This window comes from Mucilaginibacter sp. P4_C11 (assembly GCF_056402115.1).
Map to the genome: position 1 here is coordinate 14,380 of NZ_JBFUIA010000031.1, position 17,258 is coordinate 31,637.

General features: G+C 46.0%; 13 protein-coding genes. 7 read left to right on the plus strand and 6 right to left on the minus strand.

Going from position 1 to position 17,258, the window contains the following annotated elements; translation table 11 throughout:
* The first annotated feature begins 27 nt into the window (after positions 1-27).
* Together AC1DU2_RS23870 and AC1DU2_RS23875 are read left to right on the plus strand one after the other, a co-directional pair.
* The gene (locus tag AC1DU2_RS23870) at positions 28-741 is read left to right on the plus strand and encodes an SGNH/GDSL hydrolase family protein (protein ID WP_477387443.1); all 714 of its coding nucleotides are present in this window, start codon (positions 28-30) and stop codon (positions 739-741) included.
* Positions 742-854: 113 nt separating this feature from the next.
* A complete protein-coding gene (locus AC1DU2_RS23875; RefSeq protein ID WP_477387445.1) occupies positions 855-1,373 on the plus strand; it encodes a DUF2306 domain-containing protein in 519 nt (172 codons plus the stop codon).
* A gap of 9 nt (positions 1,374-1,382) precedes the next feature.
* Here AC1DU2_RS23875 and AC1DU2_RS23880 read toward each other — a convergent pair whose 3' ends face one another.
* Entirely contained in the window at positions 1,383-1,589 is a 207-nt protein-coding gene (locus AC1DU2_RS23880; RefSeq protein ID WP_477387447.1) for a helix-hairpin-helix domain-containing protein, read from the minus strand.
* A 114-nt stretch (positions 1,590-1,703) separates the two neighbouring features.
* Here AC1DU2_RS23880 and AC1DU2_RS23885 point away from each other — a divergent pair, with 114 nt between their 5' ends.
* Entirely contained in the window at positions 1,704-2,312 is a 609-nt protein-coding gene (locus tag AC1DU2_RS23885; RefSeq protein ID WP_477387449.1) for a DUF2238 domain-containing protein, read from the plus strand.
* Positions 2,313-2,427: 115 nt separating this feature from the next.
* Here the strand turns inward: AC1DU2_RS23885 and AC1DU2_RS23890 are convergent, their stop codons facing one another.
* A complete protein-coding gene (locus AC1DU2_RS23890; RefSeq protein WP_477361234.1) occupies positions 2,428-2,793 on the minus strand; it encodes a response regulator in 366 nt (121 codons plus the stop codon).
* A 219-nt stretch (positions 2,794-3,012) separates the two neighbouring features.
* On the opposite strand from AC1DU2_RS23890, the gene glgX reads away from it, so the two are divergent.
* The 3 genes from glgX to treY are packed head-to-tail and all read left to right on the plus strand — an operon-like array spanning position 3,013 to position 9,653.
* Positions 3,013-5,160 (plus strand): glycogen debranching protein GlgX, encoded by a 2,148-nt coding sequence (gene glgX / locus AC1DU2_RS23895; RefSeq protein WP_477387451.1) that lies wholly within the window; start codon positions 3,013-3,015, stop codon positions 5,158-5,160.
* Positions 5,138-6,973 (plus strand): malto-oligosyltrehalose trehalohydrolase, encoded by a 1,836-nt coding sequence (gene treZ, locus AC1DU2_RS23900; protein WP_477387453.1) that lies wholly within the window; start codon positions 5,138-5,140, stop codon positions 6,971-6,973. Before glgX ends, treZ begins: the two co-directional genes overlap by 23 nt.
* Entirely contained in the window at positions 6,966-9,653 is a 2,688-nt protein-coding gene (gene treY, locus AC1DU2_RS23905; protein WP_477387455.1) for a malto-oligosyltrehalose synthase, read from the plus strand. The genes treZ and treY overlap by 8 nt, the downstream gene beginning before the upstream one ends.
* A 280-nt stretch (positions 9,654-9,933) precedes the next feature.
* Here the strand turns inward: treY and AC1DU2_RS23910 are convergent, their stop codons facing one another.
* Complete coding sequence (locus AC1DU2_RS23910; RefSeq protein ID WP_477361242.1) at positions 9,934-10,554, minus strand: TetR/AcrR family transcriptional regulator; 621 nt, start codon at positions 10,552-10,554, stop codon at positions 9,934-9,936.
* 171 nt (positions 10,555-10,725) lie between these two features.
* Here AC1DU2_RS23910 and AC1DU2_RS23915 point away from each other — a divergent pair, with 171 nt between their 5' ends.
* Entirely contained in the window at positions 10,726-11,844 is a 1,119-nt protein-coding gene (locus AC1DU2_RS23915) for a mechanosensitive ion channel family protein (protein WP_477361244.1), read from the plus strand.
* On the opposite strand, the gene AC1DU2_RS23920 is transcribed toward AC1DU2_RS23915, so the two are convergent.
* From AC1DU2_RS23920 to AC1DU2_RS23930, 3 genes are all read right to left on the minus strand, one after another.
* Positions 11,841-12,326 carry a DUF4126 domain-containing protein gene (locus AC1DU2_RS23920; RefSeq protein ID WP_477387457.1) on the minus strand — a complete coding sequence of 162 codons (486 nt, stop codon included), beginning with the start codon at positions 12,324-12,326 and terminating at the stop codon, positions 11,841-11,843. The two genes, AC1DU2_RS23915 and AC1DU2_RS23920, sit on opposite strands and share 4 nt — an antisense overlap.
* 140 nt (positions 12,327-12,466) lie before the next feature.
* The gene (locus AC1DU2_RS23925) at positions 12,467-13,969 is read right to left on the minus strand and encodes a DUF1501 domain-containing protein (protein ID WP_477387459.1); all 1,503 of its coding nucleotides are present in this window, start codon (positions 13,967-13,969) and stop codon (positions 12,467-12,469) included.
* 6 nt (positions 13,970-13,975) lie between these two features.
* The gene (locus tag AC1DU2_RS23930) at positions 13,976-17,209 is read right to left on the minus strand and encodes a DUF1553 domain-containing protein (protein WP_477387461.1); all 3,234 of its coding nucleotides are present in this window, start codon (positions 17,207-17,209) and stop codon (positions 13,976-13,978) included.
* Positions 17,210-17,258 lie beyond the last annotated feature (49 nt).

A 17,258-nucleotide genomic window follows, 5' to 3' on the forward strand; every position in this document is an offset into this window, starting at 1 on the left:
TTTTTGTTTAAACCGAAAAACGCAGTTATGAAACGTATTTATTCCCTGGCACTGGCTATTTTTTTTGCCATGAACCTGTTTGCCCAGCAAAGCAAACCTGATACGGCAAAAGAAGACTTTAAAGACGATTGGGCTGCCCTATCGCACTACAAAAAGGAAAACCAACAGTTAGGCGAACCCAAACCCGGCGAAAAACGCGTGGTTTTTTTAGGTAGTTCGATATTTGAGTTCTGGAAGGCCAGGGTGCCCGAATTTTTTTCCGGCCGACCATATCTCGACCGCGGCATTGCCGGTCAAATTTCGCCGCAGTTGTTAATCCGTTTCAGGCAGGATGTAATTGATTTAAAAGCCAAAGCGGTTATTATACTGGCCGGCAGTAACGATATTGCCGCGAATACCGGGCATGTGAGCAACCAAACTATTATGGATAATGTACGCTCGATGGCCGAATTGGCTAAGCTGCATGGTATCAAAGTAATCCTTTGCCAGTACCTCCCGGTATTTGATTATCCATGGCGTAAAGGCCTTAAACCAGCCGATAAGATTATCAGCTTAAATAAAGAAATTAAGGCCTATGCCGAAGCTAATAACTTTACCTTGCTCGACTACTTTTCGCCACTGGCCGACGAGCGCAACGGGCAAAAGGCCGAATTAACAACCGATGGTGTACACCCCAATGTGGCAGGTTATAAAATTATGGCAAAGGTTACCGAAGAAGCCATAGCCAAAGCCTTAAAATAAACACTTGTTTTATAGCCGCTTGCAAATATAATGGCATTTGTGTAGTTTAGAACCACCGGTTGTACTACCGGCAGTTTTAAATACATTGCTACTTACCCTTAAAACATCACATTATGCCTAATCACCTGTCTCCACTCGGAATTTTCCACACTGCTATCAGTATCCTTGCCGTACTTGTTGCACTTTATGCTTTATTTCGCCAGGGGAAAATCGATCCGAAAAGCGGTCCCGGTAAATTATATATCTTGTTTACTATTATCGGTTGCCTTACAGCCCTGCCCATCATGAAAACCGGGCACTTTACCGCGGGCCATGGTTTGGCTGTTATCGTTTTAGCAGCGTTACCTTTGGGCATTTACGCCAAATCAATTAGTTTTTTAGGAAAATCGGCCGAATATGTACAGGTTTTCATCATGTCGCTCACCTTGTTTTTTTCCATGATACCAGCTACCATCGAAACCTTAACCAGATTACCCATCAGTCATCCGCTGGCCGCAGATCCTAATGATCCCGTGGCTAAAATGGGCTTAATGACACTTGTTGCCGTATTTGTAATCGGCGTTTTATACCAGTTATTGAAAATCAGGTCAAAAAGAAAAGCAGCCGGAACACCCGATGTCAATTTAAGCTGATAGCGCAATTTACGCTTGCCTAAACGCAATATTCCTTTCGGCCATTAATGCTTTAAGTATTTGCAGGCCCTTTTTGCCTGTGCCATGTAGTTTCATAAAATCAGCTTCGTGCCAGGCCGACAACTGGTTTATATCCGTTATTCCGGCGTTGGCTAAGGCGCGCTGTGCCGGGCTCGAAAGTTTTTGCAATGGGTTGCTGTTGTTCTTCTCTTTCATCTCCATTAGGTTTAATAATCAAATTTAACACCTGTATTTCTTTACAACACGGTACCGGCGCGACAAATTATCGGGCTGGTTGCGACTATCCGAAATTAATACCCATATTGTAACATGAAAAAATACTACCTGTTAGTGTTCCTGTTTTTTGCCGGCTTAATAGGCTCGGCCATATATCCGCATGATTATTTCACCTGGATATTGGAAGTTTTTCCGGCAATTTTAGGTTTTATCGCCCTGGTTTTAACATTCAACAAATTCAGGTTCAGCTATTTTACCTACATCATGATACTGGCGCATTGCTATGTTTTGTTTATAGGTGGCCATTATACCTACGCGCTGGTGCCACTGTTTGATTGGGTAAAGGATATTTTTCACCAGGCACGTAATAACTACGATAAAGTTGGCCATTTTACCCAGGGCTTTGTACCTGCCTTGATAGCCCGGGAATTATTTATCAGGAAAAATATTATCCAAAAACGCGGTTGGCTGGCCGTACTAACGGTTTGCGTTTGTACCACCATCAGCGTATTATATGAGTTTATAGAGTGGTTTGTATCCGTGGCTTCCGGTTCATCCGGCGATTCATTTTTAGGCACCCAGGGCGATATCTGGGATACGCAATCAGATATGCTTTTCGCGATGATTGGCGCAACCTGTATGGTTATATTTTTTGCAAAACTACAGGATAAGCAGATAAGGGATTTAGATTTGGCAAAGTAAAGGCAACCACAGCTTATTTAATATTTAACCCTAACGGTTGCTATTATTAACGGGCTAACCAGTGTAGGTTGCTTAACATTGCCAGCCTCAAAAAGAAACTAAGCTTAACTACTAATTAAGCGGCGCGTTTTAAATAATGATCAACCAGGCGGGTTAAATCGGTAAGTTCAAACGGTTTGCTTAACCATGCGTCGGCACCGCACGCCTTAGCAATATCTGCCAAATCAGGATAACCGGAAATCAGGATAACAGGGATATGATAGGTTAAAGGGTGCTTTTTGATAGCAACACAAAGCTCGCTGCCAAAGCCGTCTTTTAGCTTATGATCAACCAATACCATATCGGGCATGTGTAATATAACACCCTTTATCGAGTTTTTATCAAAAGAGGCAACGGTTCGATAGCCCTCTTCATGCAGGATCATCTGTATCGCATCAGACAGATCTGCATCGTCTTCAACAACAAATATTTTTTTACTCATAGGTTTATTATAATAGATATACAAAGCTACAGAAGTTTATTTGTAACCATCAATTATAAATTAACAATTTTAAACCCTAAGCAACCATTGTGTTCATTTTTTTACAATGTCATTATCAACAAACAGATGGTAAAAAAAATTTTTAACAGCCAAACAAATCATTGCCATTTTCCTTAAATAACTGACAATTTAAGTTTTTAATAACGGACACTATCCCCTATGAAAATAACAACGTACCCCGGTAAATCATTCCCACTTGGAGCAACATGGGATGGCAAGGGCGTAAATTTTACACTATATTCCGAGAACGCTACCGGCGTTGAACTTTGCCTGTTTCACAGCCCCGAAGACGAAATAGAAACAGAAAGGATCCCGGTTACCGAATATTCCGAACTCATCTGGCACATCTATATTCCCGGTTTAAAACCCGGTCAGCTTTACGGTTACCGGGTAAGCGGCCCCTACGAGCCCGAAAACGGACACCGTTTTAACCCTAATAAGCTTTTGCTTGACCCATATGCCAAAGCCATATCGGGCACCATTAACTGGGACGACTCCCTATTTGGCTACCAGATAGGCAACGATGAAAAAGACCTGAGTTTTAGCGAAACCGATAATGCCGCCTTTGTACCCAAATCGGTAGTTATTGATCATAATTTTGATTGGGAGGGCGATAAAGCCCCCTGTGTAGAGTACTATAACTCGGTGATATACGAAGCCCACGTTAAAGGTTTCACCAACATGCATCCCGAAATCCCGGAAGAGATTAGGGGCACCTATGCCGCCATCGGTCATCCGGTAACTATCAAATATTTAAAAGAGCTGGGCATAACAGCTATCGAACTGATGCCTATTCACCATTTTTTAAATGACAGGCACCTGGTTGAAAAAGGCTTAACCAACTATTGGGGCTATAATACCATCGGCTTTTTTGCACCCGATGCCCGCTACTCATCAAGCGGTGTACGCGGCGAGCAGGTTACCGAGTTTAAAACCATGGTAAAAGAGCTGCACAAAGCGGGCATTGAAGTAATACTTGATGTGGTTTACAACCATACCGGCGAAGGCAGTGAGATGGGGCCTACCCTATCGTTCCGCGGTATTGATAACTGTTGTTACTACCGCCTGGCCGATGATAACCGGTATTATATGGACTACACCGGCACCGGTAACACGCTGAATGCCAACCTGCCCAATGTATTGCGCCTGATGATGGATAGCCTGCGTTACTGGATACTGGAAATGCATGTGGATGGCTTTAGGTTTGACCTTGCCGCTACCCTGGCGCGCGAGTTGCACGAGGTAAACCGGCTGAGCGCTTTTTTTGATATTATACACCAGGATCCCTGCATATCGCAGGTAAAACTGATTGCCGAACCCTGGGATATTGGCGAAGGCGGCTACCAGGTAGGCAAATTTCCACCGGGATGGGCCGAATGGAACGGCAAATATCGCGATAGCATCCGTGATTTCTGGAGTGGTACCGAAAGCTCACTGGCCGAATTTGGCGACAGGATCACCGGCAGCTCCGATCTTTACAAATCATACCGCAGGCCAACTGCCAGCATCAACTTTGTAACCGCCCATGATGGCTTTACACTTAACGACCTGGTAACCTACAACGAAAAACATAACGAAGCCAACGGCGAGGACAATAACGATGGCGAAAGCCATAACCGATCCTGGAACTGCGGGGTTGAGGGCCCAACCGACGACAAAGCCATTAACGAACTGCGCGAAAAACAAAAAAGAAATTTTTTAACCACGCTTTTCTTATCGCAGGGGGTGCCTATGCTGGTGGCCGGCGATGAAATGAGCCGTACTCAAAAAGGTAACAACAACACCTACTGCCAGGATAATGAACTAAGCTGGATAAATTGGGAAACCATGGATAAAGACCTGATGGTATTTACCAGCAAACTGATTAAGCTGAGGAAAGAGCATGCGGCTTTCTCGCGCAAAAGCTGGTTTAAGGGCGAGGTTGAAAAGAAAAGCGGCGTAGCCGATATTGCCTGGTTTTTGCCCGATGGCTCGGAAATGACAGAGGATAACTGGAACCACAATTTTGCCAAATCGGTAGCCGTATTTTTAAACGGATTGGGGCTGCACAGCGTTAATGCCGAAGGAAATAAGGTGGTAGACGATAGTTTCTATATCATATTCAATGCGCATGACCAGCCTTTAAGCTACCAGTTGCCGCCATCAGAATACGCCGACGACTGGGACTTGCTGATAGACAGCAATAAAAACCCCAACGAAGAAACCAAAGGAACATTTAAAGCACATGAAACTATACAGGTTGAAGGGCGGTCGGTAGTACTGCTTCAGCATCAGCTTATCCACAATGGCGAAACAAAACATCATTAACAGAACATTAGGGGTTAATTTTAACAACGATAAATTTGCCACGGTAAACGTTTGGGCACCGGATGCTAAAGAGGTAACACTGCAAACAGGCAATGCGCAACTTAACCTAACCAAACAGGAACGCGGATACTGGACGCTGGATACCGATAAAATAAAAGCAGGCACTACCTATTGGTTTAAGGTGGATGGTAAACAATTGCCCGACCCGGCATCGCTGCTGCAACCCGAAGGCGTACACGGCCCGTCTGAAGCTGTTGATTTAACATCATTCAACTGGACAGACCAGCAATGGCAAAATACGTTATTGAGCGATTATATTATTTACGAATTACACACCGGAACTTTTAGCGCCGAAGGTGATTTTAAGGGCATTGAAGAAAAACTGGATTATTTAATTGACCTGGGGATTACAGCCATCGAAATTATGCCGGTATCGCAGTTCCCCGGCGACCGAAACTGGGGGTACGACGGCGTTTTTCCGTTTGCCACGCAAAACAGCTACGGCGGCCCGCAAGGCATGCAACAATTGGTAAACGCCTGCCACAATAAGGGGCTGGCAGTTATTCTTGATGTAGTTTATAACCACATAGGTCCCGAGGGCAATTATTTTGGCCGGTTTGGTTCCTACTTCACCGATAAATACCACACGCCCTGGGGAGCAGCCATTAATTTTGATGATGCCGGATGCGACGAGGTGCGACGATATTTTATCGAAAATGTGCTCATGTGGTTGCGCGATTTTCACATAGATGCCTTGCGGATGGATGCTGTACATGCTATCAGGGATTTTAGCCCTGTACATATTTTACAGGAGATAACCGAACATGTTGCCCAACTGGCGCAGCAAAGCTGTAAAACGCACTATTTAATTGCCGAATGCGACCTGAATGACGCCCGGTATATTACCCCAGTACAAAAGGGTGGTTATGGCTTTGATGCCCAATGGATAGATGAGTTTCACCACGCCCTGCGGGTTGCAGCAGGCGGCGAGCGCAACGGCTACTATACCGATTTTAATGGCATAGCCGATTTAGCCAATGCCTACCAAAACGGCTATGTATACCATGGCCAATATTCAGAACAGCGGCAAAAAACCTTCGGCACCCAAACCGATGGTATTAACGGGCGGCAGTTTGTGGTATTCTCGCAAAATCACGACCAGGTGGGCAACCGTATGCTGGGCGAACGTTCAAGCCAGCTGTTTAGCTTCGGGATGCAAAAACTGATGGCCGGAGCCGTCATGATAAGCCCGTTTTTACCTATGCTGTTTATGGGCGAGGAATGGAGCGAAACTAACCCTTTCCAGTTTTTTGTAAGCCATACTGATAAAAAGCTGATTGAAGCCGTGCGCAAAGGCCGCAAAGCCGAATTTGCCGATTTTCATGCCGAAGGCGAAGCACCAGACCCGCAGGCTGTAAGCACCCTTGAAAACTCCAAACTCAACTGGACGTTGCCTCACAAAGGTCAACACCAACTAATGCTGAATTATTACAAAACACTCATCAGCCTCAAAAAACAACAGCCTGCATTTAAAAATACCGATCGGAATAATATGAGTGTAAAAGTTGATGAGGCCGCCCAAACACTCATCATCCAGCGATGGACGGATGAGCAGCGGGTGCTTTGTTTACTCAACTTCAGTAAAAAGGATCAGGAACTGAATATAGACGGCAACAACCAACAATGGCAAAAGCTTTTTGATTCTGCCGAGCCAAAATGGAACGGGCCGGTAGCGTCACCGGCAATAATAAATACAGGCGAGATATCGGTACCGCCCGAATCTATATTGATATACACCCAATATTATGCATAACCCGGCTGCAACGTACAGAATTCAGTTCAATAAGGATTTTACCTTTAAGCATTTAGATACCATTATTCCGTATTTGCAGCAATTGGGCATCGGCACGTTGTATGCCTCGCCTATTTTTGAAGCAACGCCGGGCAGCACCCACGGTTATGATGTGGTTAACCCGCTGCGCATCAATCCCGAAATTGGCACGCTGAAGCAACTGGAAAGCATCAGCAAAAAACTTAAAAAATTAAACATCAGCTGGCTGCAGGATATTGTACCCAACCACATGGCCTACCACGCCAATAACCAGTCGCTGATGGATGTGCTGGAAAAAGGGAGGCGATCTGCCTATGCAGATTTTTTTGATATCTCGTGGTCGGCCCGCGTTTATGACGGCCGGGTAATGGTACCGTTTTTAGGCGTTCCGTTTGAGGAGGCCTTGCTGCAGGGCCAAATTAAAATGGTATTTGCCGGCAACGGTTTTGCTTTTGCCTGCGGCGATCAGCAATACCCGTTAAACCTTCGCTCCTACATTACCATACTGGAGTTGGTGCGGCAGCCTACGCAAATCATCAGCGAACTGGTTGAAGAAGCTAAACAGATTCAGCAGGCAGATGGCGATGTATCGTTCGCATTAAGTTTTGCCGAACTTAAAGAACAACTGGCATCGCTGCATAAACAACCCGCAATAAAAAAGATATTCCGGGCCGTTGTAAGCCATATTAATGGCGACAAAGATTTGCTCAGCCAACTGTCCAACCAGCAATATTACCAGCTTTGCTTTTGGCAGGAAACCGAAAAGCAGATCAACTTCCGCAGGTTTTTTACGGTGAACGGCCTTATCTGCCTTAATATGCAATTGCCTAAGGTGTTTGATAAATGCCATGAGCTGGTTAAGGAGTTGTTGGATAAAAATATTATCCAGGGCCTGCGTTTAGATCATATCGACGGCTTATACGACCCCGCAGGGTACCTGCAACGCCTGCGTACTTTTGCGGGCAAAGAAACTTATATAGTAGTTGAAAAGATACTGGAAGATGGCGAGGCCTTGCCCGCAGATTGGCCCATTGAGGGCACTACCGGGTACGACTTCCTGGCCGCCGTGAACAACCTGTTTACCCAGGCCGAAAGTAAAAAGCAATTTGCCGCCTTTTACCGTGATATTACCCGGGATAAGTTACCCGTAAACAAGGCTATCCTAAAAAAGAAATCGCTGATATTATATGAGCACATGGCCGGCGAATTGCAAAACCTTTACCAACTGTTTTGCGACCTGGAGCTGGCCGATGCATCATCCATCAAAGAAAACAATATTAAGCTTATTATAGCCGAATTTTTGATCCGTTGCCCCGTGTACCGTTATTATGGCAATAGTTTTCCTTTAGCTGCAGAAGATCAGCAGGGCATAAAAGACATATTCAAAAACATCCGCGAAGCAAAACCCGAAATTGAAGCAGCCGCCCGTTTGTTAGAAAACGTATTATTGAAAAACGGCAATGCGGATTATAACAGCCGCGCGCTGCAATTTTACCAGCGCTGTATGCAGTTTACTGGCCCCATAATGGCCAAGGGAGTTGAGGACACGCTGATGTACACGTACGACAGGTTTATAGGCCACAACGAGGTTGGCGATACCCCGGAAACCTTTGGCCTGCCGGTTGATGAATTTCATGCTATGATGGTAAACCGGCAACTACGTTGGCCGCTGGCTATAAATGCCACTGCCACGCACGATACCAAACGCGGCGAAGGCGTAAGGGCAAGGCTAAACGCCATCACCGATATGGCGGCCGAATGGATAACCATTGTAAAACACTGGCAAACTATTAACAGCGGGGCCAAAACCAACAACGCACCCGACGACAACGACGAATACCTGCTTTACCAAACCATTACCGGCAGCTACCCCATGCCCGGCGAAGACCACGATGACTTTGCCAACCGCATTGAAGAATACCTGGTAAAAGGCCTGCGCGAAGCCAAACTGCATACCCAGTGGGCCGAGCCCAATGAGATTTATGAGGACGGCACCAAAAAGTTTGTAAACGCCATACTGAAACCCAGGAGCGATTTTATGAAAAGCTTTTTGCCATTTTTGAAAAAGGTTGCAGATTATGGCATTATCAATTCGCTTGCACAAACGGTTTTAAAATTTACCTGCCCCGGTGTGCCGGATGTTTACCAGGGCTGCGAACTTTGGGACCTAAGCATGGTTGACCCCGACAACCGCCGCCCGGTGGACTATAACTTAAGGGCGAAAGCACTGGATGCTATAGCCGGTAATAAAACCGATGTTAAAGCACTTTGGAAAAACCGCTACAACGGCCACATCAAGCTTTGGCTTACCAGCGTATTATTTAACCAACGCAGAGATAATCCGCAGGTATTTAAAAATGGTGATTATATTCCCTTGACAGTTAAGGGCAAATACCAGGACAATATGATAGCATTTGCCCGGAGCAGCCACGATGGTTGGTATATTGTAGCCCTGCCTTTACACCTGGCCCAAATTAACACCGACAGCACCAGGCCACATGAGCTGGATTGGCAAAACACCCGGGTTGTTTTACCGCCTGCTGCACCTTCCCAATGGCGGGCAATAACCGGAGGGAAAACATTTACTGCTATAAACGAAATTGAGGTAAGTACAATATTTAAGCAAATCCCGCTTACCGTACTTAAATCGGTTAAGGGTTGATAACAAAAAGGGAGCGAAATTTTAAAGCAGATCACCCGCCCAACAGGTCATAAATATAAAAGCCGGATGAAAAATAAATCTCCATCCGGCTAAATCACTCTAAAACAATCACCTCTTAATTAAATAGGAAGTATAAACAAATTATATATAGATACTTTAACAAGTACTATTAATTAAATGTTACAACAAAGGTATCTATAATATACAGCAAGCGTGTGATAACCCGGTCATTTTTACGGGATACTGACATTTAATACTAACCGGTATTTAATAGGTTGTATTAACAATAAAGCAACCCTTTGATAAATATATCGGTAAGCAAAAGCTTCTTGCTCCTGATCTCTTCCAGGTGCTCTTTGCGGGGGAAACTGTTTTTCTTTTGAGATACCGGGCCTACCCTGATACCGTGCATGGCATCCAATAAAAGGTCAACCAATTCCTCGGGGTTTTCAATCGGGTTTATGCAGCCTTTTTCCATCTCATTTTTAACAGCATTGGTTAACAAAGTGAGTTCGGCTTTGTGCACCTGCTCAACAATTTCCCAAATGGTATCTGGCAAATTTTGCTCGTTAAGCCTGAAAAAGTCAAAAAAGTTATAATTACTTACAATAAAATCGTGGTGGGTATTGATCTGGAAAACAAAAGCTTCTTTAAGGCTGCCGAATGTATCGGCCTTTTCTTCCAGTTTTTTCAGGTAGTCTACAGCCAGTTTTCGCATTACGGCCATGTACAGCTGGCTTTTATCCGGAAAGTAATAATACAGCAGTGCTTTTGACATTGAAAGGTCGCCGGCAATTTCATTCATCGTGGTTTTTGAATAGCCATAATGTAAAAAACGCTCGTACGATGCCTCTAATATCTTTTCCCTTTTTATGTCCTGATGGTCGTGGGTTGTAGCCATTGCCGTATCAATTATTAAATTCCAGTCAGCATAAAAACTAAATTCCTGACTTTTTAAACAAATCTATCAAAAAATCTATACATAACTGTAGCAACACCCCTTTGATTACGTGTTGTTAAAACAATTTTACATTCGTAGTATTTATGATAGTAATTAACTAACGTTATAAGCATGAATATCATTAACAGACTCCCCCCTGATCTGCTTGAATTTTCTAAACAAATCCCTGCCTTCGTATGGAACCTTATTATAACAGTAACAGCTATCCTGGTAGGTTTACTCATAAAACTTGCAGTTACACGTTTGTTTAGGGTATATGCAAAAAAAGAAGAGACGGATTACTCTTTCTTCAGGTCGGTTATTGTCAACCTGGGCAAGGCCATCACATATTTCATCCCTTTATTCCTGTTTAACCTGTTTATCCCGCTGATGCGGATGGATAAGGCCTACCTTAGTCCGCTTGATAAAACAATCGAGATTTTCCTGACCATATCATTCGCCGGTATCCTGGTACGCTCCATCAGGGTACTCGAAGATTACATCTACCACACGTACGACCTGAACAAGGCCGATAACCTGGTTGAGCGTAAAGTGCGCACGCAAATACAATTTATCCGCAAGTTTTTGGTGGTGCTTATTGTGTTTGTAACCATTGCCATCATACTGCTCAGTTTTGACAGCATGCGCAAAATTGGTACAGGTTTGTTAACGGGAGTTGGTATAGGCGGTATAATTGTAGGTTTTGCGGCGCAAACCTCATTGGGTAACCTGCTGGCCGGCTTCCAGATAGCGTTTACCCAGCCAATCCGTATTGATGATGTGTTGGTGGTGGAAGGCGAATGGGGCCGCGTGGAGGAGATTACGCTAACCTACGTGGTGCTTAACATCTGGGATAAAAGAAGGCTGATACTCCCTATCAACTACTTCATCACCAAGCCCTTTCAAAACTGGACACGCACCTCATCCGAAATTTTGGGCACGGTGTTTTTGTATGTGGATTATACTATTCCGCTGGATGCTATCCGTACGGAGTTTGAGCGGCTGATTAATTTGAGCCCGCTGTGGGATAAAAAAGTGCAGGTGGTACAGGTAACGGATACCAAAGAAAACAACATTGAGGTACGGGTACTCATGAGCGCCCGCAACTCTTCAGAAGCATTTGACCTGCGCTGCTATATCCGCGAAAACCTGGTTGGCTTTATCCAGCAAAACTACCCTGGCAGCTTGCCAAGAATCAGGAACGAGGTTAGTAACCTTGAAAAATATTTGCAGCCTAAAGCCGAGGCTTAAGCTGCTTTTGAAAATTCAATACCGCTGCCAATTACCAGGGCATCTTCTATAGCGCCAACAAACGGGTCGGTTACATTGCTTGCTTTTACAGCATCTTTACGTAACCAAAAGCTGCCAAATGTTGATGCAAATGCCGCCGCGCCGCCAATTAAAGCGCCGGTAGCCGGGTTGCCTCCTGTGGCTTTATACACACTGGCGCCGGCAAGCGCTCCGGACATCATCCTGAACACAACCGAAACCGGTTTAACCCGGTCTTTAGCCGAGGGCAGTTTATCGCCGATGATTTCGCCTGCTGCCAATATTTTCAACGCCAGCGCGACATTTCTGGACTGCATGAACTTTAATGGCGAGTGATCGAGTCGTTTGGTTTGATGATGGCTTAATATATGACTGGCAATAACCGGCGCCGACGCCGACCGCATGCCGGCCAAAGCGCCCAACCCCATAACCTGCCAAAAAGGATGTGATATTCTGAGTTCCATGTTGATGCTTATTATATGATAATAACCATGCATTGCCGATTATGTTCTGTATAAAACAACAAATCACAGGCAGCGCCAACTGTCCTCAACCTTTAGTAAAAGCAAAAAATCTTGATACTTACTACTTGCTACTAAAAAAACTAACTTAATATATCCCTCACCACCTTCCCCTCCACATCGGTAAGCCTGAAACGGCGGCCCTGGAACTGGTAGGTAAGCAATTCGTGGTTGATACCCATCAGGTGCAGTAGCGTGGCCTGGAAATCGTGCACATGCACCGGATCTTTTACAATATTGTAGCTAAAATCATCCGTTTCGCCATAGCTGATGCCGTGTTTTACGCCGGCACCGGCCATCCACATAGTAAAGCAGCGCGGGTGATGATCGCGGCCATAATTGTCGGCACTTAGCTTGCCCTGCGAGTATGCTGTGCGGCCAAATTCGCCGCCCCAGATAACCAGGGTATCATCCAGCATACCGCGTTGTTTCAGGTCTTTAATCAGCGCAGCGGTGGCCTGGTCGGTGGCCTTACATTGGCCGGCTATGCCCGATGGCAGATTGCTATGCTGATCCCAGCCCTGGTGGTATAGCTGCACAAACTTCACATCTTTTTCCAGCAGTTTTCGCGCCAGCAGGCAATTGGCAGCATAGGTGCCGGGGTCTTTACTATCGGGGCCGTACATGTCAAAAATTTCTTTGGGCTCGTTGGCGGTGCTCATTACCTCGGGTACCGAGGTTTGCATGCGGGCAGCCATTTCATACTGCGCTATGCGGGCATCAACTTCCGGATCGGCATAGGCGGCGTTTTGGAGGTTGTTCAGTTTTGACAGGTATTCCAGCATTTCCTTTCTATCTGCGCCATCATAGCCTTCGGGGTTATTCAGGAACAAAACAGGGTCTTTACCCGAACCAAACTGCACTCCCTGGAACTTGGATGGCAGGAAACCGTTACCCCATAGCCGGGCATACAAAGGCTGGTCTTTAGGTGCGTTTTTTGAAACCAGCACAATAAAAGTAGGCAGGTTTTGATTATCCGATCCTAAACCATAGCTAATCCAGGAGCCTATCGATGGCCTGCCCGGTAGCTGGTTTCCGGTTTGCAGGAAAGTTATAGCCGGATCGTGATTTATAGCTTCAGAATACAGCGATTTTACAATACACAACTCATCTACCACCTGCGCGGTAAAGGGCATCAATTCGCTCATCCAGATTTGGCTTTGGCCATGCCGGTTAAATTTACAAAATGATGGGGCCAGTGGCAGCACACTCTGGTTGGCGCTCATCCCGGTAAGCCTTTGCCCCTGCCGTACCGAATCGGGCAGGTTTTGGCCAAGCATGGTAGCCAGTTTGGGCTTATAATCAAAAGTTTCAAATTGCGATGGGCCGCCCGCCTGGAAAAGGTATACTACCCTTTTGGCCTTCGGTGCAATTTGCGGCAGGGCGCTCAAAATATCATCCTCCAGGCTGCCCTGGCGTTTAAGCGGGCTGCCAAAAACACTGTTGCCAAACAACGATCCAACGGCAAGCGCACCCAAACCCAGTGATGTTTTGGTTAAAAAATTGCGCCTGTCCATCTTCCGGTGAAGCTCATTAAACTCCGGCGTATGCAGCCTGAATTCCTCATCATGGTGAAAATCTGACATGGTGTTTTATCTTTTGGTTAATGATGCGTCTGAATTTAAAATGGCACTCGCCACCACGGTATTGGCGGCTATTAAAGCGCCATCCAGTTTTTTATCTACCTGGTATTGGCCGGCGGTAAGCCAGCCCTTTTGTTTCTCGGGGTGTGTTTTAAACTTCTTGAGTTCTACCTGTTGCAGGGCCATTAACAGGCTTACTTCGTCGGCTGTGGGGTTTCGGCTGGTTAGTTTGCGGTAGGCGGTGGTTATAGCTGCCTTGCCATCAGCGTTTCGGGTCATTTGCTCGCCCAAAACTTTGGCGGCCTCCACAAACGTAGGATCATTCAGGGTTACCAAAGCCTGCAATGGCGTATTGGTTTTTTGCCTGCGGATAATACAATAGCTGCGCGATGGCGCATCAAAAGTAGCCAATGTTGGGTTGGGGACAGATCGTTTTACGATAACGTACAAACTGCGCCGGTACACCGCCTTGCCTGTATCCGGCGTATAGGTGGTATTGTTAATCTCCCATAAACCGGCAGGCTGGTATGGTTTTATACTTTTACCGCCTATTTGGGTATTTAACAACCCGCTGGCAAATAAGGCATTGTCGCGGATCATCTCGGCAGGCATCCGGTACGCCGGGCCGTGCGACAGGTAACGATTTTCGGGATCTTTCTCGGCGGCCTCTTTTGCCGGCCGCGAATCCTGGCGGTACGTAGCCGACATCACGATGAGTTTGTTCAAAGCTTTCATATCCCAGCCTTGCTCAACAAAGGTTGTGGCCAGCCAGTCAAGCAATTCGGGGTGGCTTGGCATTTCGCCCTGGTTGCCAAAGTCTTCGCTGGTTTTCACCAGGCCGGTTCCAAAAAAGTTTTGCCACAAACGGTTTACCGCTACCCTTGCAACCAACGGATTATCGGCATTGGTAGCCCATTGCGCCAGGCCATACCTGTTTTTAGGCAAATCAGCAGCAAATGGCAGTATCGCCTCGGGCGTGTTGGGAAAAACCTGTTCGCCGGGCATATCGTAATTGCCGCGGTTAAGCAGGTATGAGTTTTTCGGCTTAGCCATTTCCTGCATCACCATCAACTCGGCCACGTTTTCGGTCGAATCGGATAAAGTAGTGCGCAAAGCGGTTAACTTTTTTGTTTCGACCAACATCAGCGGGTCAACGGCGGTAAGGTAGTAGGCTTTTAGCTTACCAATATCATCGGCACCCAGGGCATCCTTGCTTTTTGCAGCCACCTGCTGCCAGCTATCCTTTTGCGCCAGTATTTTCACCTCGAAAGCGGTAAGGGTCCGGTTGTACACCACAATATCATCTACCTTGCCATCTTTAAAACCACGCCCGCGTTCCCAGGCGCCAACCTGTAAACCGGGCTGGCCGTCGCCCATAAATAAAATATCCTTGGTAAGCTGATCCATGGTGGTTTCCATTTTCATTTCGCTGCCATCCAGGTACAATTTAAAACCGGCGGCAATTGCCGATCCATCATAGGTAGCAGTAAGCTGCATCCATTTATCGCGGGGCACATCGTCAACGGTAACCAGGGTTATAGCATTTGAAGGCCCTGTGTGGGCCATGTTGAGTTCCAGCTTATTGTTTTTGAGGTATAAATGATAGCCCCTGAAATTGTACAGCCGTTCGGAGTTACCTTTATGGAAAATAACACCTTCGCCCAACTGTTTAGGAATGTTAACCCAAATACCGATGCTAAAGGGCTGCGATTTGCGGAAGACGCCAATCTTATTCAAATCCAGCCAGGTATCGCCATTTAAGGCCAATGCCTTACCATCGCCCTTAGCCTCAAATAAAGGTGCATCGCCGGCCTGGCCGCCTTCGCGTTTCATGGTGCCCAAATCTTTAGGGTTTACGCTGCTTGCCAGGTCACTCCTATCAAAATTGAAACTGGCCTGCAAGCCATTGGCAGGGATTTTTTCGGTGGCCAGTTCTTTATACCTACCATCGGCAAGCCATTTATCAAAATCAGCTATAGCCTTACTTTCTGTTTGGGCTATGGTGTTTTTTTGCAGCGCGATGTTGTCATTAATAAAAGTAAGTATTTTTTCCTTTTGAGCCGTTGGCAGCATTAATGTTGGCGTTGGCAAGGCATCGTCCCAGGATATTTGCCCCGCCTCTTTTACGTTATTAAAAAAGCTGAACAGCTGGTAGTAATTTTTTTGCGATATCGGGTCGAATTTATGGTCATGACATTTGGCGCAGCCTACAGTCATGCCTAATACAGCGCTGCCAAAGGTATTGGTACGGTCAATCACATATTCCGTTTGGTACTCCTCCTCAACAACGCCCCCCTCCATATTTTGCTGGTGATTGCGGTTAAAAGCGGTAGCAATGATCATATCTTTTGTAGGGTGCGGCATCAAATCGCCGGCCAATTGCCACTGGATAAATTTATCGTAGCTAAAGTTGCTGTTAAAAGCCTTAATTACCCAATCGCGATAGGGCGACATATCCCTTATCCTATCTACCGTGTACCCATGCGAATCGGCAAAACGGGCGGCATCCAGCCAGTCTACAGCCATTTTTTCGCCATAATGGGGCGATGCCAGCAGGCGGTCTACCTGTTTTTCATAGGCATTGGACGATGCATCTTTTAAATAATCATCAATCTCTTTAAGCGTTGGCGGCAGGCCGGTAAGGTCAAGCGAAAGCCTGCGTAATAGCAATTCTTTATCGGCTTCTTTAGATGGCAGCAGATTTTGCCGTTTAAGCCTGTCCAGCACAAAGTTGTCAATAGGGTTATTCACAAGGCCGTCAACCACCGGTACAGCCGCCTTTACCGGTTTTACAAAGGCCCAATGGGGTTTGTATACAGCCCCTGTTTTTATCCATTTTATAATTACAGCCTTTTCATAAGCCGACAATGTATGGTGCGATTCGGGAGCAGGCATCAGGTAGGTTGAATCGGTTGATAAAATGCGTTTTACCATCTCGCTATGCTGCAGGTCGCCGGGTTTAATGGCTACCACGCCTATATCGTCGGGTATTTCGGCGTAGGCATTTGCAGCTATGTCCAACCTTAAACCCGCCTTTTGTTTGTTTTTATCGGGACCATGGCAGGCAAAGCATTTGTTGGATAGTATGGGCTTTACATCAATGTTATAATCAACCGTTGGCGGCAGGGCATCGTATGCTTTTTGCACATCGGCGGGCAAATCCACAGCCGATGAATAAAAAAATAAACCGCTGCCTGTTACCATTACGGCACTCAGCGTTACTAAAAAAGACCTCAGCATCATACAATTTATCAGGTTTGATAATCTGGATAAAGCTACGCGGAGCCGCCGA